Origin of the sequence: Actinomadura sp. NTSP31 (assembly GCF_041951385.1) — a bacterium.
Taxonomy (GTDB): Bacteria; Actinomycetota; Actinomycetes; order Streptosporangiales; family Streptosporangiaceae; genus Spirillospora; species Spirillospora napierensis.
The window spans coordinates 23,620-44,906 of record NZ_JBGNUT010000024.1 but is presented as its reverse complement, the minus strand read 5'-3'; the positions used below and the strand labels follow the sequence as shown (position 1 = coordinate 44,906).

Annotated in this window: 18 protein-coding genes; 14 read left to right on the top strand and 4 right to left on the bottom strand. The window is 73.5% G+C overall.

Annotated features, from left to right (window positions below):
* Positions 1-196: 196 nt before the first annotated feature.
* The 7 genes from alr (at position 197) to tsaD (ending at position 6,788) form a co-directional block, all read left to right on the top strand.
* Positions 197-1,324: an alanine racemase gene (gene alr / locus ACA514_RS33180; protein ID WP_375045222.1), complete on the top strand. Its 1,128-nt coding sequence runs from the start codon at positions 197-199 to the stop codon at positions 1,322-1,324.
* A gap of 2 nt (positions 1,325-1,326) precedes the next feature.
* Positions 1,327-2,421: an alpha/beta fold hydrolase gene (locus ACA514_RS33175; RefSeq protein WP_375045221.1), complete on the top strand. Its 1,095-nt coding sequence runs from the start codon at positions 1,327-1,329 to the stop codon at positions 2,419-2,421.
* A 5-nt stretch (positions 2,422-2,426) separates the two neighbouring features.
* On the top strand, positions 2,427-2,888 hold the full coding sequence (gene tsaE, locus ACA514_RS33170; protein WP_375045327.1) for a tRNA (adenosine(37)-N6)-threonylcarbamoyltransferase complex ATPase subunit type 1 TsaE: 462 nt from the start codon (positions 2,427-2,429) through the stop codon (positions 2,886-2,888).
* Between the two features lie 134 nt (positions 2,889-3,022).
* Positions 3,023-4,504 (top strand): hypothetical protein, encoded by a 1,482-nt coding sequence (locus ACA514_RS33165; RefSeq protein ID WP_375045220.1) that lies wholly within the window; start codon positions 3,023-3,025, stop codon positions 4,502-4,504.
* A gap of 84 nt (positions 4,505-4,588) precedes the next feature.
* The gene (tsaB, locus tag ACA514_RS33160) at positions 4,589-5,269 is read left to right on the top strand and encodes a tRNA (adenosine(37)-N6)-threonylcarbamoyltransferase complex dimerization subunit type 1 TsaB (protein WP_375045219.1); all 681 of its coding nucleotides are present in this window, start codon (positions 4,589-4,591) and stop codon (positions 5,267-5,269) included.
* Positions 5,266-5,757, top strand: a complete 492-nt coding sequence (gene rimI / locus ACA514_RS33155; protein ID WP_375045218.1) for a ribosomal protein S18-alanine N-acetyltransferase — start codon at positions 5,266-5,268, stop codon at positions 5,755-5,757. The genes tsaB and rimI overlap by 4 nt, the downstream gene beginning before the upstream one ends.
* Complete coding sequence (gene tsaD, locus ACA514_RS33150; protein ID WP_375045217.1) at positions 5,754-6,788, top strand: tRNA (adenosine(37)-N6)-threonylcarbamoyltransferase complex transferase subunit TsaD; 1,035 nt, start codon at positions 5,754-5,756, stop codon at positions 6,786-6,788. The genes rimI and tsaD overlap by 4 nt, the downstream gene beginning before the upstream one ends.
* On the opposite strand, the gene ACA514_RS33145 is transcribed toward tsaD, so the two are convergent.
* The 3 genes from ACA514_RS33145 to ACA514_RS33135 form a co-directional block, all read right to left on the bottom strand.
* A complete protein-coding gene (locus tag ACA514_RS33145) occupies positions 6,778-7,734 on the bottom strand; it encodes a phosphotransferase family protein (RefSeq protein ID WP_375045216.1) in 957 nt (318 codons plus the stop codon). The genes tsaD and ACA514_RS33145 overlap by 11 nt on opposite strands.
* Before the next feature lie 242 nt (positions 7,735-7,976).
* The gene (locus ACA514_RS33140; RefSeq protein WP_375045215.1) at positions 7,977-9,626 is read right to left on the bottom strand and encodes a hypothetical protein; all 1,650 of its coding nucleotides are present in this window, start codon (positions 9,624-9,626) and stop codon (positions 7,977-7,979) included.
* A gap of 611 nt (positions 9,627-10,237) precedes the next feature.
* Positions 10,238-11,485 carry an SAM-dependent methyltransferase gene (locus ACA514_RS33135; protein WP_375045214.1) on the bottom strand — a complete coding sequence of 416 codons (1,248 nt, stop codon included), beginning with the start codon at positions 11,483-11,485 and terminating at the stop codon, positions 10,238-10,240.
* Positions 11,486-11,750: 265 nt separating this feature from the next.
* Here ACA514_RS33135 and groES point away from each other — a divergent pair, with 265 nt between their 5' ends.
* From groES to ACA514_RS33115, 4 genes are all read left to right on the top strand, one after another.
* Positions 11,751-12,062, top strand: coding sequence for a co-chaperone GroES (gene groES, locus ACA514_RS33130; RefSeq protein ID WP_344279559.1), 312 nt, complete (start codon positions 11,751-11,753; stop codon positions 12,060-12,062).
* 86 nt (positions 12,063-12,148) lie between these two features.
* On the top strand, positions 12,149-13,774 hold the full coding sequence (groL, locus tag ACA514_RS33125) for a chaperonin GroEL (protein ID WP_375045213.1): 1,626 nt from the start codon (positions 12,149-12,151) through the stop codon (positions 13,772-13,774).
* A gap of 337 nt (positions 13,775-14,111) precedes the next feature.
* The gene (locus tag ACA514_RS33120) at positions 14,112-14,699 is read left to right on the top strand and encodes a sigma-70 family RNA polymerase sigma factor (protein ID WP_344279562.1); all 588 of its coding nucleotides are present in this window, start codon (positions 14,112-14,114) and stop codon (positions 14,697-14,699) included.
* Positions 14,696-15,571 carry a hypothetical protein gene (locus ACA514_RS33115; RefSeq protein ID WP_375045212.1) on the top strand — a complete coding sequence of 292 codons (876 nt, stop codon included), beginning with the start codon at positions 14,696-14,698 and terminating at the stop codon, positions 15,569-15,571. Before ACA514_RS33120 ends, ACA514_RS33115 begins: the two co-directional genes overlap by 4 nt.
* A gap of 80 nt (positions 15,572-15,651) precedes the next feature.
* On the opposite strand, the gene ACA514_RS33110 is transcribed toward ACA514_RS33115, so the two are convergent.
* Positions 15,652-16,041: a DUF5319 domain-containing protein gene (locus ACA514_RS33110; RefSeq protein ID WP_344283112.1), complete on the bottom strand. Its 390-nt coding sequence runs from the start codon at positions 16,039-16,041 to the stop codon at positions 15,652-15,654.
* Positions 16,042-16,329: 288 nt separating this feature from the next.
* On the opposite strand from ACA514_RS33110, the gene guaB reads away from it, so the two are divergent.
* The 3 genes from guaB (at position 16,330) to glpD (ending at position 20,979) form a co-directional block, all read left to right on the top strand.
* Positions 16,330-17,826 carry an IMP dehydrogenase gene (gene guaB / locus ACA514_RS33105; protein ID WP_375045211.1) on the top strand — a complete coding sequence of 499 codons (1,497 nt, stop codon included), beginning with the start codon at positions 16,330-16,332 and terminating at the stop codon, positions 17,824-17,826.
* Positions 17,827-18,025: 199 nt separating this feature from the next.
* A complete protein-coding gene (locus tag ACA514_RS33100; RefSeq protein ID WP_375045326.1) occupies positions 18,026-19,141 on the top strand; it encodes a GuaB3 family IMP dehydrogenase-related protein in 1,116 nt (371 codons plus the stop codon).
* A 98-nt stretch (positions 19,142-19,239) separates the two neighbouring features.
* Positions 19,240-20,979 carry a glycerol-3-phosphate dehydrogenase gene (gene glpD, locus ACA514_RS33095; RefSeq protein ID WP_375045210.1) on the top strand — a complete coding sequence of 580 codons (1,740 nt, stop codon included), beginning with the start codon at positions 19,240-19,242 and terminating at the stop codon, positions 20,977-20,979.
* Positions 20,980-21,287: the final 308 nt, after the last annotated feature.

Sequence of the window (21,287 nt, the reverse complement as noted above, 5' to 3'; positions counted from 1 at the left end):
CGCGGCCTCGCCTCGCGAGCTGAGGCGGCGGCCCGGGATTTTCGCTCGTGGGCGGGACGCAGGGCATGGGCGTTGAACCGGGTGCGGAGAAGGTGCGTCATAAGGGACAAAGGGCGCGCGGGGGTGCGCCCCACGGGGGGCGGGGCCTGCCCGGGATGCTTCGGGCACGGCCCTGGGAACGGCACACTGGGTGACCATGAGGGTTCCTGCGGAGGCGCGCGTCGATCTGGACGCCATTGCCGGGAACATCGGGCTGCTGCGCGAGAAGGCGGGCGGCGCCGAGGTGATGGCGATGGTGAAGGCCGAGGCGTACGGGCACGGCCTGGTGGAGGCGGGGCGCGCGGCGCTCGCCGGGGGCGCGACGTGGCTGGGCGTGGCGAAGCTGGCGGAGGCGCTGGCGCTGCGGGACGCGGGGGTGGACGTCCGGACGCTGGTGTCCCTGGGCGTGCCCGGCGAGCCGTACGAGCAGGCCGTGGCGCGCGACATCGACTTGACCGTGGGCGCGTTGTGGCTGGTGGACGAGCTGGTGCGGGCGGCGGAGCGGGCGGGACGCCCGGCGCGGGTGCACCTGAAGGCCGACACGGGCATGACGCGGGGCGGCGCGCGCGGGCAGGACTGGCACGACCTGGTGGACGCGGCGCTGAAGGCGGAGGCGGCCGGCCATCTCCGGGTGGTGGGCGTGATGTCGCACTTCGCGTGCGCGGACGAGCCCGGCCATCCGTCCATCGGCACGCAGATCGGCGCGTTCACCGAGATGGTGGAGCACGCGGAGAAGGCGGGCGCGCGGCCGGAGGTCCGGCATCTGGCGAACTCGGCGGCGGCGCTGACCCTGCCGGAGGCGCGGTTCGACCTCGTGCGGCCGGGTATCGCGACGTACGGGCTGACGCCGATCCCGTCGCTCGGTACCTTCGGGCTGCGGCCGGCGATGACGCTGGTGGCGGACGCGGCGCTGGTCAAGCGGGTTCCGGCGGGCAGCGGCGTGTCCTACGGCCACACCTACTTCACCGCGCGGGAGACGAACCTCGCGGTGGTGCCCGCCGGGTACGGGGACGGCATCCCGCGGCACGGGTCGAACGTGCTGGAGGTCCTGGCGGCCGGGCGCCGCCGGACGATCGCCGGACGGGTCTGCATGGACCAGTTCGTCATCGACCTCGGGGACGACGAGCTGGCGCCGGGGGAGGAGATCGTGCTGTTCGGGCCGGGCGACCGGGGCGAGCCGACCGCGCAGGAGTGGGCGGACGCGCTCGGCACCATCTCGTATGAGATCGTCACCCGGATCGGGTCCCGGGTGCCGAGGGTCTACGGGGGACGGCGGGGGGCGTGAGCATGGACGTCAGGAACAGGCGCCGGATCGGCATCGCCGGGGCCGTCGCGGGCGTCGGCGCGGCCGGGATCGGCGCGGCGGTGGGGCTGCGGCGGCTGGCGGTGGGCCGGGTGCGGCTGCGCCCGGACCCGGATGCCGACGAGCCGTTCGGCGAGCTGCGCGGCAGGGAGCTGACCGTCCGCGCCTCCGACGGGCTGGAGCTGCACGTCGAGGTGGACGGCCCGGACGACGCCGAGCTCACGGTCGTGTTCTGCCACGGCTACTGCCTGAACCGGGACTCCTGGCACTACCAGCGCCGCGACCTGCGGGGACGGCTGCGGATGGTGTTCTGGGACCAGCGCAGCCACGGCCGGTCGGGGCGCAGCGACCCGGCGCACGCGACGATCGAGCAGACCGGCGAGGACCTGCGCGCGGTGCTGGAGGCGGCGGCCCCCACCGGGCCGGTGATCCTTGCCGGGCACTCGATGGGCGGGATGTCGATCATGGCGCTGGCGGACGCGCGTCCCGAGCTGTTCGGGCCGCGGGTGGTGGGGGTCGCGCTGGTCAACACCTCGTGCGGCGACCTGGCGGAGATGACGCTCGGGCTGCCGCTGGTGCTGGCCAAGGTCGTCCGGCCGCTGGCGCCGCGCACCCTGCGCGGCCTCGGGCGGCGCGCCGACCTGGTCGACCGGGCCCGCGGGCTGGGCGCCGACCTGGCGTTCGTCGTGACCAGGAAGATGGCGTTCGCCGACAAGCACGTGAGCCCCACGGTGGTCGACTTCCTGGAGCAGATGATCAGGGCGACGCCGATCGACGTGATCGCGGAGTTCTACCCGGCGCTGATGGTGCACGACAAGGTGGGTTCGCTGGAGGCGCTCGGCCGGGTGCCCGCGCTGGTGCTGGTCGGCGGGCAGGACCGGCTGACCCCGCCCGCGCACGGCCGCCGCGTCGCCGGGGCGCTGCCGGACGCGGAACTGGTAGAGGTGGACGAGGCCGGGCACGTGCTGCCGCTGGAGTACCCGGGCGTGGTCACCGGCGGGCTGCGCCGGCTGATCGACCGCGTCCGCCCCGGCTGCCTGGAACCGGGGCTCGAGGACGAGGAGGAGCGCACGGCATGAGCGGGATGACGGTCACCGTCGCGACCGACGGGGACATGCGGGAGCTGGGCGTCCGGCTGGCCGGGTCGCTGCGGGCCGGGGACCTGGTGGTGATGACCGGGCACCTGGGCGCGGGCAAGACGACGCTGACGCAGGGGATCGGCGAGGGCCTGAAGGTCCGCGGGCCGGTCACCTCCCCGACCTTCGTCATCGCGCGGGTGCACCCGTCGCTGGCCGGCGGGCCCCCGCTGGTGCACGTGGACGCCTACCGGCTGGGCGGTTTCGCGGAGCTGGACGATCTCGACCTGGACGCCTCGGTGGCGGAATCGGTGACGATCGTGGAATGGGGGGAAGGGCTCGCGGAGGGCCTTGCCGACGACCGGCTGGAAGTGATCATTTCGCGCGGGGACGGTCCCGGGGAGACGCGCGAAGTAAGGATCGAAGGCGTCGGTGATCGCTGGCGCGACCTGCCCGGCGACCTGGACTGAGAAGGATCGGAGATCTTCTCCGATTTTCGTAAGTGCCGCCGGACCACTTTGCTGTGAGATGTCGTACTCTTTGCCGGAACGAACCTCACCTTCACGACATATCAGAGATTTCCGCAAAGCAGGAGTGGGATCCGGTGAGTGGCAGCCATCGCAGCGGCGACGACCGCACGAGGGACGGCGAGTACGGGCCGTACCCGGGGCAGGACGGCCGCCGTGCCTCGGGCACGGGCGGCCACCCGGCGGGCGCCGGGGACCGTGAGAGCGGCTCCGGCGGTCACCCGTCCGCGCCCGGTACCGGCGGTTACCCGTCGACGCCCGGCTCGTCCGCGCCCGGCTCCGGTGGCTACCTGTCGCCCGCAAGCGGCTATCCCTCGTCGGGAACCGGGGGCTACCCGACCGCCGAGGGGCCCTCGTCCGCGAGCGGCGGCTACAGCACCGGCGGCTACCCCACCGGCCAGTACTCGACCGGCGGATACCCGGCCCAAGGCGGCGGTGGCGGACGGCCGGCCGAGAGCGGCCGCTACTCGACGAGCGGCGGCCACCCCACCGGTGGCGGCGGCTACCCCGCCGACAGCGGGCGGTACTCGACGTCCGGCGGCGGGTACCCGGCCGGAAGCGGCCAGTACCCGGCGTCCGGCGGCTACCCGGCCGAGAGCGGGAGCTACCCGATCGGCAACTACGGGACGGGCGGCGGCGGCAGCTACGAGACCGGGTCCGGCAGCGGCAACTACCCGGCCGACAGCGGCGGCTACTCCGCCCGGCGGGACGTCTACGACACGGGCAGCGGCGACTACCGGTCCGGCAGCGGCGACTACGGGACCGACAGCGGCGGATACCGCTCGGGCAGCGGCGGCTACGCCTCCGGCAGCGGCGGCCACCGGGCCGGCAGCGGCGGATACCGGACGGGCACCGGCAGCCACCGGGTCGCCCGCGAACGCCGCGGCGGCCGGCGCGGCGCGATCCTGCTGGCGGCGGGCGGCGCCGCGGCGGCGTGCGCGCTGGCGGTGTTCCTCCTCCTGAACGGCGTCGGCGGCGGCGCCGAGCACGGCACGGGCCAGGCCGTCGGCAGCGGGGCCGACAGCTCCCCGACGGCGAGCGGCGAGCGCTCGGCGGTGCCCGACTCCTGCTCCGTCCTCGGCAAGGACCTGATCGACCGGCTGGCCCCCGGCGCCGAGCAGAACCCGGCCGACAACTACCAGAACAACGACCAGCAGAACGGCTGCGTCTGGGGCGCCTACGCCGGCGACGACAAGCGCCAGCTCACCGTCGAGCTGCGCGCGATCGCCGGGACGTCCGCGCAGACCCCGACCGCCGTGGCGCAGGGCACCATCGCCGCCGAGCGCGGCGCCGACGAGTCCGGCAAGTCGCTGCTCGCGGGCCAGGAGCTGACCGAGAAGGGCGACCTCAAGGGCGTCGGCGACGAGGGCTACCAGGTCTACAGCGTCGACAAGGGGCAGGGCTCCGGCGAGGCGATCACCAACGTGCGGCTCGCGAACGTCCTGGTGACGATCCACTACTCCGGTTCCGACAACGGCGACCCGCTGTCGGCCAAGGCCGCCGGCGACGGCGCCGCCGAGGCGGCCAAGACCGTCCTGCAGGCGCTCGACAAGGCCTGATCCGCCGGGCCGGGGCCCTCGTCACGTGCCGCCGTCCCAGTTGAGGCACCGTGCAGGCCGCCGCCTGGACTAGGCTTACAACCCGTGCTGGTCTTGGCTTTCGACACCGCGACCGCCGCGATCACGGTGGCGCTTCATGAGTGGATCCCCGGCGAGGGCGCGCGGCGCCGCGCGCACGCCGAGGCCGTCGACCGGCGCAGGCACACCGAGCTGCTCACGCCGTCCATCAAGGCCGTGCTGGCGGAGGCGGGCGCCGCGCCCGACACGATCAGCGCGATCGCCGTCGGTGTGGGCCCCGGCCCGTACACCGGCCTGCGCGTCGGGCTGGTCACGGCGCGCGCGATGGGCGAGTCGCTGGGCGTCCCGGTGCACGGCGTCTGCACGCTCGACGCCATCGCCTGGGCCTCCGGGCGGGACGAGCCGTTCGCGGTCGCCACGGACGCCCGCCGCAAGGAGGTGTACTGGGCGCGGTACGCCTCGTCGCGCGTCCGCGCCACCGAACCCGCCGTCGGCCCCGCCGCCGACGTCCTGGAGGGCGCGCCCGATGGGCTGCCGGTCGTCGGCGAGGGCGCGGCCCTGTACCCGGAGGTCCTCGGAGAATCCGGGCACGAGCCGCTGCTGCCCACCGCGTCCGCCGTCGCGGAGCTGGCCGTCGCGCGGCTGGCCGGCGAGAAGGGCCCCGACCTGCTGCCGCCCGAGCCGCTGTACCTGCGCAGGCCCGACGCCAAGGAGCCGGGCCCGCGCAAGAAGGTGACCCGGCGGTGACCGACGTCACGCTGCGCGCCATGACCCGCGCGGACCTTCCCGCCGTCCACCTGCTGGAGCAGGTCCTGTTCCCCGACGACGCGTGGAGCGAGCAGATGCTCGCCGAGGAGCTGGCCGGCCAGCCCGCCACCCGCCACTACGTCATCGCCGAGGAGCCCGGCGGCGAGATCGTCGGCTACGCGGGCCTCGCCGCCGCGGGCGCGCAGGCCGACGTGCAGACGATCGGGGTGCGCGCCGACCGGCGCGGCGCCGGCATCGGCGCGGCCCTGCTCACCGAGTTGATGGACGAGGCGTCCCGCCGCAACGCCGAGGCGGTGTTCCTGGAGGTCCGCGCCGACAACCCGGCCGCGCGCCGGCTCTACGAGCGGTTCGGGTTCTTCGAGGTCGGGATCCGCAAGCGCTACTACCAGCCCGCCGACGTGGACGCGGTGGTGATGTGCCGCCGCCTGGAGCGCCGCCCGGTGGGGTTCACCAGGGGGAACACATGATCCGCGAAGAGCCGCTGGTGCTCGGCATCGAGACCTCGTGCGACGAGACCGGCGTCGGCATCGTCCGCGGCCGCACGCTGCTGGCCGACGCGATCGCCTCCAGCGTCGAGCAGCACGCCCGGTTCGGCGGCGTGGTGCCCGAGGTCGCGTCCCGCGCGCACCTGGAGGCGATGGGCCCGACCGTGGAGCGCGCGCTGAACGAGGCGGGCGTGGCGTTCACCGACGTCGACGCGTTCGCCGTCACCGCCGGTCCCGGCCTGCCCGGCGCCCTGATGGTCGGCGTCGCCGCCGCGAAGGCGTACGCGCTGTCGCTCGGCAAGCCGCTGTACGGCGTCAACCACCTCGCCGCGCACGTCTGCGTCGACCAGCTGGAGCACGGGCCGCTGCCGAAGCCGTGCGTGGCGATGCTGGTGTCCGGCGGGCACTCCTCGCTGCTGCTGGTGCCGGACGTGGCGGGCGACGTCCGCTCGCTCGGCAGCACCGTCGACGACGCGGCGGGCGAGGCGTTCGACAAGGTCGCGCGGGTCCTCGGCCTCGGCTTCCCCGGCGGCCCGGTGATCGACCGGATGGCCCGCGAGGGCGACCCCGCCGCGATCGCGTTCCCGCGCGGCAAGTACAACGACGGCACCTACGACTTCTCGTTCTCCGGCCTGAAGACGGCCGTGGCCCGCTGGGTGGAGGCGAAGGAGCGCGCGGGCGAGGCCGTCCCCGTCCCGGACGTCGCCGCGTCCTTCCAGGAGGCCGTCGTGGACGTCCTCACCCAGAAGGCGCTCAAGGTCTGCAAGGACAACGGCGTCCACGACCTGCTGATCGGCGGCGGCGTCGCGGCGAACTCGCGGCTGCGGGCCCTGGCCGCCGAGCGCTGCGAGGCCGCCGGCGTCCGGCTGCGCGTGCCGCGCCCGAAGCTGTGCACCGACAACGGCGCGATGGTCGCCGCCCTCGGCTCCGAGCTCGTCGCCTCCGGCCTCGACCCGTCCGACCTGGACCTGCCCGCCGACTCCAGCCTGCCGGTCGAATCGGTCAGGCTGTAGCGGCGACGAGGGACCCCAGGTAGTCCTCGAAGAGGGGGACCTCGGCCTCGTCGACGAGGCGGCCGTCGTCCTCGGGCAGCAGGTCGAGCAGGCAGCGGACGTCCCAGTACGGGTCGTGCTCGTGGCCGCCGGAGACCTGGTCGAACGCGGCCAGGAAGCGGTCGGCGACGGGCACGCCGTAGCGGAGCGCGAGACCGCGGCGCATGCGGGCGACGTCGACCGCGACGGGGCCGCACGACGCGTCGGACCAGTCGACGACGCCGGTCAGCTTGCCGTAGGACCACAGCGTGTTGTCGGGGTGGTAGTCGCGGTGCAGGAAGCGGGCGGGCGCGTCCGGCGCGGGGCCGGCGGCGATCTCGAACGCGCGCTCCCACAGCTGCGGCCGCAGCGCGTGCTTGGGCGGGTTGCGCTGGTCGAGCCGGTTGTAGGGGACGTACGGCGGCATCGTGGACGCGCCGTGCAGCGCGTGCACCGGCAGCAGCGCGGCGGCGAGCTGGATGAGGTACTCGGGCAGGTCGTCGGGGGACGGCCGGGGCGGATGGCCGACCAGCCGGCTGATCAGCAGCGCGGGGACGTCGCAGTGCGCGCCGGACGGGTCGGCGGCGACGAGCTCGGGGGTCGGGATCTCGCAGCCCGCCAGCAGCGCCAGCGCGGCGATCTCGCGTTCGGGGGAGAACTCGGTGTCGCCGTAGGAGCGCCGGCCGGGGCCCGCGTCGAGGCCGGTGTCCCGGCCGGTCCAGCGGCGCAGCACCAGCCGGTGCGCGCTGCCGGACGGCGTCTCCACCACGAGCGCGTGGTTGGCGTGCGCGCTGCCGCCCGGGAGCGGCCGCACCATCCGCACCTCGGCGCCCTTGCCGAGACAGCCCTCGACCCAGCGCAGGGTGGCGTGGCCGGGTGGGGCGCCGGTCGGCAGGCAAGGAGCCGGTGTGGGAGTCACGAGATCCATGAAAACGGATTCCGATGGGTATTGGGAGTGATTTTGCGAAGACGGAACGTAACAAAATGCACGTCATCGCGGGGGCTTGGCGGAGGGTCTCCGGTCGTCTCGCCGGATTGCCGGACAAACCTCGCAGATTCCGTGCGGGATCCGGACACCCCGACGGGGACGTCCGGCAACCCGGAGGAGGGGCCGGGCGGGGCCGGGCGGGGCCGGACCCCGCGACGCGGGAGCGGCCCCACCCGGACCGGCTAGTCCTTGCCGTCGCGGCGCGGGCGCAGCAGCGCCTCGGCCAGCGCGAGCATCGTCTCCTCCAGCGTGGACAGCCGCTTCAGCACGTCCTCGTGCACCGCGTTGACCTGCTTGGACACATCGTCGTGGACGCCGTCGACCTTGCGGCCGACCTCGTCCTGCACGTGCGAGAAGCGCTTGGCGAACTCCGCCTGCACCGACTCGGCCCGCCGCGTCACCTCGTCCTGCACGCCGTCCACCCGCCGGCCGAACTCCTCCTGCGCCCCGCCGACCTGCCGGGCCACGTCCTCCTGCATGCCGGCGACCTGCTTGGCGACGGAGTCGTGGATGCTGCCGACCTGCCGGGTGACGTCCTCGTGGATGTCGCCGATCCGCTTGCCGAAGTCGTCGTGCACCCCGCTGACCTGCCTCGCCACCTCGTGATGCACGGACTCGACCTGCTTGGTGACGTCGATGTGCACCGACTCCACCCGGCGGGACACGATGTCGACCTGCGTGGTGAACTCCTCCAGGGCCACGTCGACCCGCTTGGCGACCTCCTCGTGAATGCCCTCGATCCGCTTGCGCACGTCGTCGTGCACGTCCTCGAACCGGCGGGAGAACTCGTCCATGCGCTTGGCGACGTCGCTGTAGGCCGTCTCGGCGATCTGCGACATCGTGGCCTTGACCTCGTCGCGGTCGGGCCGGGCGCGCAGCTCCTCGATCAGCGGGTCGACCGCGTCGGCCAGGTGCTTCTCCAGCGCGTCGAACCGGTCGCTGTGGTCCATCATCGGACGGCGGGCCAGCTCGCCCACCACGCGGTGCAGCTCCGCGATCTCCAGCGTGGCCGGCAGCCGGCCGATCCGCTCGCCCACGCCGTCGATCCGGCCCTCGATGCTCTCGAACCGGCCGTCCACGCCCTCCAGCTTGCCCGACAGGCCCTCGAGGCGCCCGTCGACCCCGTCCAGCCGCCCGTCCAGCCCGTCCAGCCGGCCGCCGACGCCCTCGACCCGGCCGTTGACCGCCTCCAGCCCCTGCTCCATCCGCTCGGCCATCTCGCCGAGGGCCTGGTCGACCCGCGCCGTGACGCCGTTGATCGAGTGCTCCAGCCGCTCGGACCGGTGCCCGAGCTCGGCCAGCGACTTGTCCAGCCGGTTGAAGCGGACGGACGCGGCCTCCATGCTGCCCTGGAGCTTGTCCAGCCGCTTGGTCATCTCCTCCATGCGCTGCGACGCCTGCTGGGTGGCGTCGGTGATGTGCTGCGCGGAGTCCAGGACGGCCTGGATGCGGGTCAGGCCCTCGTCGACGTTCTCGGCGACGACGCCGACGTCGGCCCACAGCGCGGGCAGCTCGGCGACCGGCTTGACCCGCTCGCCGAGGCCGTCGATGTGCTCGGCCAGCCCCTCGGCCCACTCCGGGGGCTTGCCGACCAGCTCGTCGACCTGCCCGCGCACGGTGTCGAGCTGCCCGGTCAGCCCGCTGATCTCGCGCTCGCGGACCTCGCGGAGCAGCCACTCCATACCCTCCAGCCGCTGGCGGATCTCGTCCAGGACCTGACCCTGTGAGCGCTGTTCATAGACGTGGTCCTGCGCCGCACGGGCGAGCAACTCCCGCATCCGATCCGAGACCGGTTGACCCCCCGTCTGCAGGAAGTTGTGATTCGTTTCCACCCGATGCTCCTTCGTGTGCCGGACGCGTCGAAATGGCGCACGGCAATGAATCGTGAAGTCGCCACTGTAGTGCGTGTGAAGCGCCGCTATAACGGGTAGCAGGGAACGTCGCGGGTTCTGCGGAATGCGCCTGTTATCCCACTGGCGGGGATTGACGGTGATCACCGGCCATACGGTGATATCCGTGATTCGAGGGCTTCTGGGCAATTGTGGGGATCGGTTCCGCTGCCCGGCCGTTGCGCCGCCCGCCGCCGGACGGCTCGCGGCGGGCAGTCTGTCCGTACATCTCGTCCAACATCGGCAGTTCCCGCGCCGCCTTCCCGGTGCCGCCCGCCGGCGCGCACCGGCCGGACGCGGCGCCGCCCGCCGGGCCGGGCGCCATTCCGGCCCGGCATTCGTGGGAGCCCGGAACCCGATCGCTGAACCTGCCTTGGTGTTTCCCCGCCCGTTGATCTCGGAACGCCGTTTGGTCGCCCGCCGCAACCGCCTTGCCGGGCACCCGTAATCCCTGGTGAACGCAATGCCGGAAAGGGCTAATGATTTGCGCGGGCATGGTGCGTCGCGCGGGCGCCCTTGGCGTTGCGGTGCCGCGCGGAAGATCTTTGGACCGTTTAGCGGGCGCGGCCCTCCCTGGGCGGGTCGGCCGCGCGGACGGGACGGGCGAGCAGCGCGACCGGGTCGCGGCCGACCCGCGTCACCACCACCGTCGCCTCGGCGGCGCCGTACCCGCCCCGCCGCCCGCCGAAGCCGAGGTCGCGGCGGAGCCGGTCGACGTCGACCGCCGACCCGCGCTTCTTGACCGTCAGCACGCCGGCCTCCCGGCGCCGCAGCTCGGCCTTGATGCGCTTCACCGAGAACGGCAGCACGTCCTCGACCTCGTACGCGGACGCGAACGGCGTCGGGCGCAGCTCGTCGGAGGTGACGTAGGCGATGCGCGGGTCGGCGAGCCCGCCGCCGACCAGGTCCGCGACCTCCGCCACGAGATGGGCCCGGATGACGGCCCCGTCCGGTTCGTAGAGGTAGCGGCCCCACGGGCGGACGTCCGGATCGCCCAGCCCGGCCGCCGGGACCAGCGTGCACGCGTCCCCATCGGGCGGCAGGAGCGTGGCGCGGCGTCCGACCTCTCCGGCGAGGCCGCCCAGCCACAGGGCGGCCTCCTTGACGTCGCCGCCGACCGACACCCACTCCGCCTCCGCGCCCTCGGGCACCGCCTCGTGCGGGATGCCGGGCGCGACCTTGACGCAGGCGGCGGGCGCCCGCCCCGCGAGATCCAGGACGGTGTCCAGCGGCGGTTCGTAGGAGCGGGGGTCGAAGACGCGGCCCCGGGCCGTCCGGCGTCCGGGGTCGGCGAACACGGCGGCGTACCCGTCCGGGTCCTCTTCCACGGCATCGCTTACGCGCACGCGCGCGAGGCCGTCCAACTCGAGAGCCGTCACGTTGGCCTTCGCCACTTCGGCCGTCAGCGGATCGCGCTCGACGCCGTCTCCGGTAAGACCCACCCTGGAACGCGCCGTAAGGTCGGCACCGATGCCGCACCCCAGTTCCAGGACGCGCGCGCCGGAGGGCAGCACGGTGGCGAACCGCCGCGCGCGATGCGCCGCGACGTTCGCGCGCGTCGACTGCTCCAGCCCCGCCTGCGTGAAGTACATGCGGCCCGCGTCGGGGCCGAACTTGGCCTCCGCGCGCCGCCGGAGCCGCACCTGGGTCAGCGCCGCCGCCACGAGGTCCGCCCCGTACCGCTCGCGCAGCCGGGACGCGGTGCCCAGCAGCCCCGCCTCCGAGACGTCCGCTTCGCCCGCCTCCGCGAGAAGTGCCTGGCCGGCGGGGCCGAGCAGCTCCCGGAACGACGCGATGTCCATGCCTGGACGGTATCGGCCGCGGCGCGCGGATGATCGGCGGGTGAACGGCCCGGAACGCCGGGGGGCGTGCGTCCGTGTCCGTGTTGACGGGCAAACGGGCACGGCATAGTCTCACGACTGGCACTCTCAGCTCGAGAGTGCCAACACAGCGACAAAGGTTCGGTCTGGCACCCGCGACGACAGGCCGGTCCAGGGTCGCCTCTTCTGTCACATGTGCCGGTCGGCCAGCCATGGCCGGCCGAGGACCAATCGAAGGGGAGGTCAGATCGTGACGACCGCCACCAAGGTTGCTCTCAAGCCGCTCGAGGACCGCATCGTCGTCCAGCCGCTTGAGGCCGAGACCACCACCGCCTCCGGCCTGGTGATCCCGGACACCGCCAAGGAGAAGCCCCAGGAGGGCACCGTCCTCGCCGTCGGCCCGGGCCGCGTCGACGACAAGGGCGAGCGCGTCCCCGTCGACGTCAAGGTCGGCGAGATCGTGCTGTACAGCAAGTACGGCGGCACCGAGGTCAAGTACAACAACGAGGAGTACCTCGTCCTCTCGGCCCGCGACGTGCTCGCGGTCATCGAGAAGTAATCACCGAGACGTGATGCGCCCGCCCCGGCCCGCGCCGCCCACCGGCGGGGCGGCCGGGGCGGATCGCGTGACATAGGAGTATCCCCATGGCGAAGATCCTGGAGTTCGAGGAGGACGCTCGCCGGGCTCTTGAGCGCGGCGTCAACGCTCTCGCGGACGCCGTCAAGGTGACGATCGGCCCGCGCGGCCGCAACGTCGTCATCGACAAGAAGTTCGGCGCGCCGACCATCACCAACGACGGCGTCACCATCGCCCGCGAGGTGGAGCTGGAGGACCCCTACGAGAACCTCGGGGCCCAGCTCGCCAAGGAAGTGGCGACCAAGACCAACGACATCGCGGGCGACGGCACCACCACGGCGACCGTCCTCGCGCAGGCCCTGGTCCGCGAGGGCGTCCGCAACGTGGCCGCCGGCGCCTCGCCGCTCAGCCTCAAGCGCGGCATCGACGCGGCCGCCCAGTACGTGTCCGACCAGCTCCTGAAGTCGGCCCGCGAGGTCGACGAGAAGGGCGAGATCGCGCACGTCGCCACCATCTCCGCGCAGGACGCGCAGATCGGCGAGCTGATCGCCGAGGCGTTCGACAAGGTCGGCAAGGACGGCGTCATCACCGTCGAGGAGGCCCACACCATGGGCCTCGAGCTGGAGTTCACCGAAGGCCTCCAGTTCGACAAGGGCTACCTGTCCCCGCACATGGTCACCGACCCCGAGCGCATGGAGGCCGTCCTGGAGGACGCCTACGTGCTCATCGTGGACGGCAAGATCTCCAACGTGCAGGAGTTCCTGCCGCTGGCGGAGAAGGTCGCCCAGACCAAGAAGCCGCTGCTGGTCGTGGCCGAGGACGTCGAGGGCGAGGCCCTGGCGCTGCTCGTCGCCAACAAGATCCGCGGCACCTTCACCTCCGTCGCCGTCAAGGCGCCGGGCTTCGGCGACCGCCGCAAGGCGATGCTGGGCGACATGGCCACCCTCACCGGCGGCCAGGTCGTCAGCGAGGCCATCGGCCTCAAGCTCGACTCGATCGGCCTGGAGGACCTCGGCCGCGCCCGCCGCATCACCGTCACCAAGGACGCCACCACCATCGTCGACGGTGAGGGCTCCGCGGACGAGATCAACGCGCGCGTCAACCAGATCAAGGTCGAGATCGAGAACTCCGACTCCGACTGGGACCGCGAGAAGCTGCAGGAGCGGCTGGCCAAGCTGGCCGGCGGGGTCTGCGTGCTGCGCGTCGGCGCCGCCACCGAGGTGGAGCTGAAGGAGAAGAAGCACCGCCTCGAGGACGCCATCTCGGCGACCCGCGCGGCGATCGAGGAGGGCATCGTGTCCGGCGGCGGCAGCGCGCTGGTGCACGTGGCCAAGGAGGGCTTCGACGCCCTCGGCCTGTCCGGCGACGAGGCCACCGGCGCCGCCGCGGTCCGCAGCGCGCTGGTCGAGCCGCTGCGCTGGATCTCCGAGAACGCCGGCCAGGAGGGCTACGTCGTCGTCTCCAAGGTGCAGGAGCTGCAGCCGGGCCACGGCTACAACGCCGCCACCGGCGAGTACGGCGACCTGATCGCCCAGGGCGTCATCGACCCGGTGAAGGTGACCCGTTCGGCCGTCACCAACGCCGCGTCGATCGCGGGCATGCTGCTCACCACCGAGGCGCTCGTCGTGGAGAAGCCCGAGGACGAGGAGCCGGCGGCCGGCGGCCACGGGCACGGCCACGGTCACGGCCACTGATCTTCCCCTGGGGCGGGCGTGCGGCTCGCCCGCCCCAGAAGATCGTGTCGGCCCCCGCCCCTCACCGGGCGGGGGCCTTCGCCGTCCCGCCGGATCTTCGGCGCCGGAGGGACGATTTCGGCACTCTGGGCGGTCGGCTGACCGCAATGCGTGGTATTTTCGTCCTCGTCCCCGCACTGTGACCATTCCGTTGCCGACGACAGTGGCGACACGCCCGGCGGTGCTGGGCATCATGCTTGACGTGACCGAGGGAAGCTACGCCGGGACCATGACCGCGCGCGCTGCCGAGCCCTCGGGAGGACCGGCCCCTCCGCCGCGCCACGACACCGGCCGCCGGATGCGCGTGCTGCGGGCGGCGAACGAGGGCGGCGGCGACCTCAGGGAACTGGCCAACCTCGCCGTGCAGGGCGACCCGGGCGCCATCGAGGTGCTCATCGCCGAGGTCCGCCCGATGATCGTGCGGTACTGCCGCGCCCGGCTCGGCCGGGTCTCCGGGCAGTACCACATCGCCGACGACGTGGCCCAGGAGGTCTGCATCGCGGTGCTGTCGGCGCTGCCCCGCTACCGCGACATGGGCCGGCCGTTCGCGTCCTTCGTCTTCGGCATCGCCGCGCACAAGATCGCGGACGCGCTGCGCAGCGCGGTCCGCGCGGCCGTGCCCACCGAGGACCTGCCGGACGGCCCCGACGACCGTCCCGGTCCCGAGGAGACGGTGGTCCGCTACATCGAGGCGCAGCGCGCCCGCGACCTGCTCACGCGGCTCCCCGAACACCAGCGCGAGCTGGTCCTGCTGCGCGTGGTGGCGGGCCTGTCGGCGGAGGAGACCGGTAATGTGCTGGGCATGTCCGCGGGGGCGGTACGGGTCGCGCAGCACCGGGCCCTGGCCCGGCTCCGCGCGATGGCCAGAGAGGAGTCGATCGCTTGACGGAGCGGAGCCCTGGCGCCCCGGATCCGGTCGGGCCTTCGCACCGCGGCGGGACCCGCGAGCCGGCCGGCCGGCCGCCGGCCCCGGCGGTGACCCTGCTCGCCGACCTCGGCGCGGTGCGCCGTACCGACGCGATCATCGACGCGCTGGCGGCGCGGCGCGCTGCCGGCTCCGCCGCCCGTTCTCCGGCTGACCGTCCCGCCGCCGAGCACGCCCGCCCCGACGAGGAGGGCGCGGCCGACCCGGCCGTCCGGCTGCTGCGCGCGCTGATCGCCGACGTCGACGAACCCGGCTCCGGACGCGACGCCGCCGCCCCGCCCGACCCGGGCCCCGGCGCGCCGCCGTCCACCCCCGGCCCCGGGCCGCGCCGCCGCGGGCCCCGCACCATCGTCGCGCTCGGCGTCGCCGGCGCGGTGCTGGCCAGCACCGGCGTCGCCGCCGCCGGCGGCGGCGTCACCGACCGCGCCGCGGCGTCCCCGCCCGCCGGCGCCGGCGTGACCGGCCGCGCCGAACCCGGCGCCAGGGACATCGACGCGGGCACCCACGCCCCGCTCCGCACGCCGCAGACCTCCGGCGCCAAGGCGCCCGCGCCTTCGTCCGCGCCCGCTCCGGCCGGCCCCGCCACCGGAACTCCCGCCGCCGAGGACGCGGGCCACCAGGACTACGACCGCATCAAACGGAACCTGGAGCACCTCCTCCGTGCCCCCGGCCGCCCGCACCGCGCCGCGCCGCACCGCACGCGGGCGCCGCGCGTCACCCCGACGGTCCGCCCGTCCGCCCCGTCCGACGACGACACGCGCCGCACCATCGAGGACATCCGCAGACGCGCCGAAAAGCGCATGCACCACTACGAAGCCCCCGACCAGGGCTGAGTCACTTTCTTGGGGGGCGCCCCCTAAGACTCCCGGCAAGGGCGACCGACCGTCGGCTTCCGCTTCGTTCCGGACGCCGGTCAGTTCTCGTCGCGGCCCTCTTCGCTGTCGATCACGCCGTCGACGTAGCCGCGGGCGTACTCCCAGCTCACGTAGTCGACGGGGTCGGGGGACAGGGCGGGTTCGTGCACCCGGGGCAGCCCCTGGTCGAGCAGGTGGCGCAGGTTGCCGTGCAGCAGGTCCCAGTCGATGTAGTGCAGCTTGCCGCAGTCGGCGCAGTCGACGGTGAGGCCGCGGACCCCGAGCGGCTCCAGCAGCGCCCGGAAGACCTCCAGGTCGGCGAGGTCGGCCAGCACGTCCTCGCGCTCGGCCACGCTCAGCGGGGCGGCCTCCTCGCGGGGGTCGCCGAGCGACGCCGCCGGATCCTCCGGGTCTCCGGCGAACGGGTCGAGCGGGGCATCGTCGTGCACGAGTCCACGCTACTGCGCACCGCCCCGCCAGGTGCACCCCCCGGTCTCCTCCGTGCGCGAACAACTACCCTGCGTGCCCGGCGCCGCGGCGCATCCGGGGCGGGGAGGTCCCGTCCGGCGGGGAATGCGGGCGGGCGCGGCGCGCGTTACGGGGTGTCATCAAGGACACGTGCCCGGTGTCCGCAACAGCCGGTCCCGGCGCGGGACGACGGCCTACCATGGGGACAGGGTCGCCGTGACCTGGCCGGATACCGCCGCCACTCGATGCCACCACAAGGGAAGGCAACCATGAACCCCGCCGCCGAGCCCGCCAAGTTCCTCCCGCAGGGCCTGACCTTCGACGACGTGCTGCTGCTGCCGGGCTACTCCGACCTGCAGCCGGGGGAGGCCGACACCACGACGCGGCTGACCCGGGAGATCTCGCTGCGGATCCCGCTGGTGTCGGCGGCGATGGACACGGTGACCGAGGCCCGCACGGCGGTGGCGATGGCGCGGCAGGGCGGCATCGGCGTGCTGCACCGCAACATGTCGATCGAGGAGCAGGCGGGCAAGGCCGACCGGGTCAAGCGGTCCGAGGCCGGGATGATCACCAACCCGGTGACCTGCCTGCCGGACGCGACCCTCGCCGACGTCGAGGCGCTCTGCGCCCGCTACCGGATCTCCGGCGTGCCGGTGACGGACGTGCGGGGCGTCCTGGTCGGCATCGTGACGAACCGCGACATGCGCTTCGAGTCCGACCTGTCCCGTTCGGTGCGCGAGGTCATGACCCCGATGCCGCTGATCACCGCGCCGGTGGACGTGTCGCGCGACGAGGCGTTCCGGCTGCTGGCGGGCAACAAGGTGGAGAAGCTCCCGCTCGTGGACGCCGACGGCCGGCTCAAGGGCCTGATCACCACCAAGGACTTCACCAAGAGCGAGCAGTACCCCGACTCCACCAAGGACGCCGACGGCCGGCTGCTCGTCGCCGCCGCGGTCGGCGTCGGCGAGGACGCGATCAAGCGCGCGCAGGCGCTCATCGAGGCCGGCACCGACGTGGTCGTCGTGGACACCGCGCACGGCCACTCCAAGGGCGTCGCCGACACCATCGCCACGATCAAGGCGAACGCGTCCGTCCAGGTCGTCGGCGGGAACGTCGCCACCTACGCGGGCGCGAAGCTGCTGATCGACGCGGGCGCGGACGCGGTCAAGGTCGGCGTCGGGCCCGGCTCGATCTGCACCACCCGGATCGTCGCCGGCGTCGGCGTCCCGCAGCTCACCGCGATCTTCGAGGCGTCCCGCGCCGCCAAGGAGGCCGGCGTGCCGGTGATCGGCGACGGCGGCCTGCAGTACTCCGGCGACATCGCCAAGGCCCTGGTCGCGGGCGCCGACACGGTGATGCTCGGCAGCCTGCTCGCCGGCGTCGAGGAGTCCCCGGGCGAGCTGATCTTCGTGCACGGCAAGCAGTACAAGTCGTACCGGGGGATGGGCTCGCTCGGCGCGATGCGCAACCGCGAGCGCGGCGCCTCCTACTCCAAGGACCGCTACGCGCAGGCCGACGTCAGCGCCGAGGAGAAGCTGATCCCCGAGGGCGTCGAGGGGCAGGTGCCCTACCGCGGCCCGCTCGCCAACGTCGCCCACCAGCTCGTCGGCGGCCTCCACCAGTCGATGTGGTACGCGGGGACCCGCACGATCCCCGAGCTGCAGGAGCGCGGCCAGCTCATGCGCATCAGCCCCGCCGGCCTGCGCGAGAGCCACCCGCACGACATCCAGATGACCGTCGAGGCCCCCAACTACCAGGGCCGCTGACCCCGGCCCGCCCGGCCCCCGCGGCCGGGCCCTCCCGCGGCCGTGGACCGGGCCCTCCCGCCGCCGCGGCCGGTGCCGGATCCGTCCTGGTCGCGGGGTGCGCCGCGACCTGCCGTAAGCTCTTGCGGGGCTTGTTCCCGCCGCCGGCGGGAACACTGGCTTGTCCGCGAGGTGGAGGAAGGGCGCAGTGGCTGCTGAGGTGGAGATCGGCCGGGGCAAGAGCGGCCGGCGGGCGTACGCCTTCGACGACATCGGCATCGTCCCGTCGCGCCGCACGCGCGATCCGGAGGAGGTCAGCGTCGCCTGGCAGATCGACGCCTACCGGTTCGAGATGCCGCTGGTCGTCGCGCCGATGGACAGCGTGGTCAGCCCCGCCGTCGCGATCGCGATGGGCCGGATGGACGGCCTCGCCGTGCTCGATCTCGAAGGCCTGTGGACCCGCTACGAGGACCCCGAGCCGCTGCTCGCCGAGATCACCGGGCTGGACGACGCCGCCGCCACCCGCCGGCTCCAGGAGATCTACACCGCGCCGATCAAGGAGGAGCTGATCGGCCGCCGGATCCAGGAGATCCGCGACGCCGGCGTCACCGTCGCGGCGCGGCTGTCCCCGCAGCGCACCGCCCAGTTCCACAAGGCCGTCATCGACGCGGGCGTCGACCTGTTCGTCATCCGCGGCACCACCGTGTCCGCCGAGCACGTGTCCGGACGCGCCGAGCCGCTCAACCTCAAGCAGTTCATCTACGACCTCGACGTCCCCGTCATCGTCGGCGGCTGCTCCACCTACACCGCCGCGCTGCACCTGATGCGCACCGGCGCCGCCGGCGTGCTCGTCGGGTTCGGCGGCGGCTCCGGGCACACCACCCGGACCGTCCTCGGCGTCGCCGTCCCGATGGCCACCGCCGTCGCCGACGTCGCCGCCGCCCGCCGCGACTACATGGACGAGTCCGGCGGACGGTACGTGCACGTCATCGCCGACGGCGGCATGACCAACAGCGGCGACATCGCCAAGGCGTTCGCCTGCGGCTCCGACGCCGTCATGGTCGGCTCGCCGTTCGCCCGCTCCAGCGAGGCGCCCGGCCGCGGCTACCACTGGGGCAGCGAGGCCCACCACGGCGACGTCCCGCGCGGCGCCCGCCTGAACCTCGGCACCATCGGCTCGCTGGAGCAGATCCTGCACGGCCCCTCGCACGTCGCGGACGGCTCGATGAACCTGATCGGCGCGCTGCGCCGCGCGATGGCGACCTCCGGCTACACGGAGTTGAAGGAGTTCCAGCGGGTACAGGTGGTGGTGGCGCCGCGCCGGTCCACCGACTGAGAGCGACCCCACGCCGAATCGGGCGTCGTGCGGGTGGACCTGTCCCTACTGTTGGGTAGGTACTGCTCGTAGAACGAACCGATCTGGGGGGAATCGCGATGACGGGATCACCTGTGACCGGGCTCGGCAGCTCACGGCTCGGCCCTGCCGAACGTGCCGCCGCGCTCGACCGGATGGCGCGCGAGGAGTTCGACGTCGTGGTCGTCGGCGGCGGGATCGTCGGGGCCGGAGCCGCGCTCGACGCGGCCACCCGCGGCCTCACGGTCGCGGTGGTCGAGGCCCGCGACTACGCGTCCGGGACGTCCTCGCGGTCGTCCAAGCTGATCCACGGCGGGCTGCGCTACCTGGAGCAGTACAACTTCGACCTGGTCCGCGAGGCGCTCACCGAGCGCAGCCTGCTGCTCCAGCAGATCGCGCCGCACCTGGTGCGTCCCGTCCCGTTCCTGCTGCCGACCACCCACCACGTGTGGGAACGCGCGTACTTCGGCGCCGGCGTCGCCCTCTACGACCTGCTGTCGCTGCAGATGGGCATGTCGCGGGGCGTCCCGCACCACAAGCACCTGACCCGCCGCGGCGCGCTGCGGCTCGCGCCGTCCCTTCGCAAGGACGCCTTCACCGGCGCCATCCAGTACTGGGACGCGCAGGTCGACGATGCCCGCTTCGTCATGACGCTGCTGCGCACCGCCGCCGAGTACGGCGCCCAGATCGCGTCCCGCACCCAGGTCGTCGGCTTCCTGCGCGAGGGCGAGCGCGTCACCGGCCTGCGCATCCGCGACCTCGAAGGCAACACGACCAGCGAGGTCCGCGCCAAGCAGGTCGTCAACGCCACCGGCGTCTGGACCGACGACATCCAGGAGCTCGTCGGCGGGCGCGGCCAGATCCACGTCAAGGCGTCCAAGGGCATCCACCTCGTCGTCCCGAAGGACCGCATCCACTCCTCGACCGGGATCATCCTGCGCACCGAGAAGTCCGTGCTGTTCGTCATCCCGTGGGGACGGCACTGGATCATCGGCACCACCGACACCGCCTGGGACCTCGACCGGGCCCACCCCGCCGCGTCCAGGGCCGACATCGAGTACGTCCTCGACCACGTCAACACCGTCCTGACGACGCCGCTCACCCATGACGACGTCGAAGGCGTGTACGCGGGGCTGCGGCCCCTGCTCACCGGCGAGACCGACGAGACGTCCAAGCTGTCCCGCGAGCACGTCGTCGCGCACCCCGTCCCCGGCCTCGTCCTGGTCGCGGGCGGCAAGTACACCACCTACCGCGTCATGGCCAAGGACGCCATCGACGCCGTCGCCCACGGTCTCGACGGCAAGATCCCCGAGTCCTGCACCGACCGGATCCCGCTCGTCGGCGGCGACGGGTTCCAGGCCATGTGGAACGCCCGCCACCGCCTCGGCGCCCGCTCCGGCGTGCACGTCGCCCGCGTCGAGCACCTGCTGCGCCGCTACGGCACCCTCACCGACGACCTGCTCGAGCTGATCTCCGACAAGCCCGACCTCGGCAAGCCGCTGAGCGGCGCCGACGACTACCTGCGCGCCGAGGTCGTCTACGCCGCCTCGCACGAGGGCGCCCGGCACCTCAACGACGTCCTCGCCCGCCGCACCCGCATCTCCATCGAGACGTGGGACCGCGGCGTCGGCGTCGCCCAGGAGGCCGCCGACCTCCTCGCGCCCGTCCTCGGCTGGTCCAAGAAGCAGCGCGACCGCGAGATCGAGTACTACCGCAAGCGCGTCGAGGCCGAACGCGCCTCCCAGGCCAAGGACGACGACCAGGAAGCCGACGCCAGCCGCCGAGGCGCCCCCGACATCGTCCCCACAGCAACCCCATAACCCGCCAACCATCAGTCCCGGCGACCGACGTCCCCCGCCTAACGCAAGGTCCCGGCCACTGGCGTCCCCGGCCCAACGCAGGGCCCCGGTCCGGCGACCTCCGCCTATCGCAGGGGCCCCGGCTACTGGTGGCCTCCCATCGCAGGGGTCTGGCTACTGGCGTCCCCAGCCAAACGCAGGGATCAGCTCGGCGACCTTCGCCTAACGCCTGCGTCGGGGGCCTGTACCGGGCCGTGTCGCCGTGCGCACCGCAAGGCTTCTGTCTTCCGGTGGTTCCACCGCGTAGCCCTGCTGCGAAGCCAGGCCCC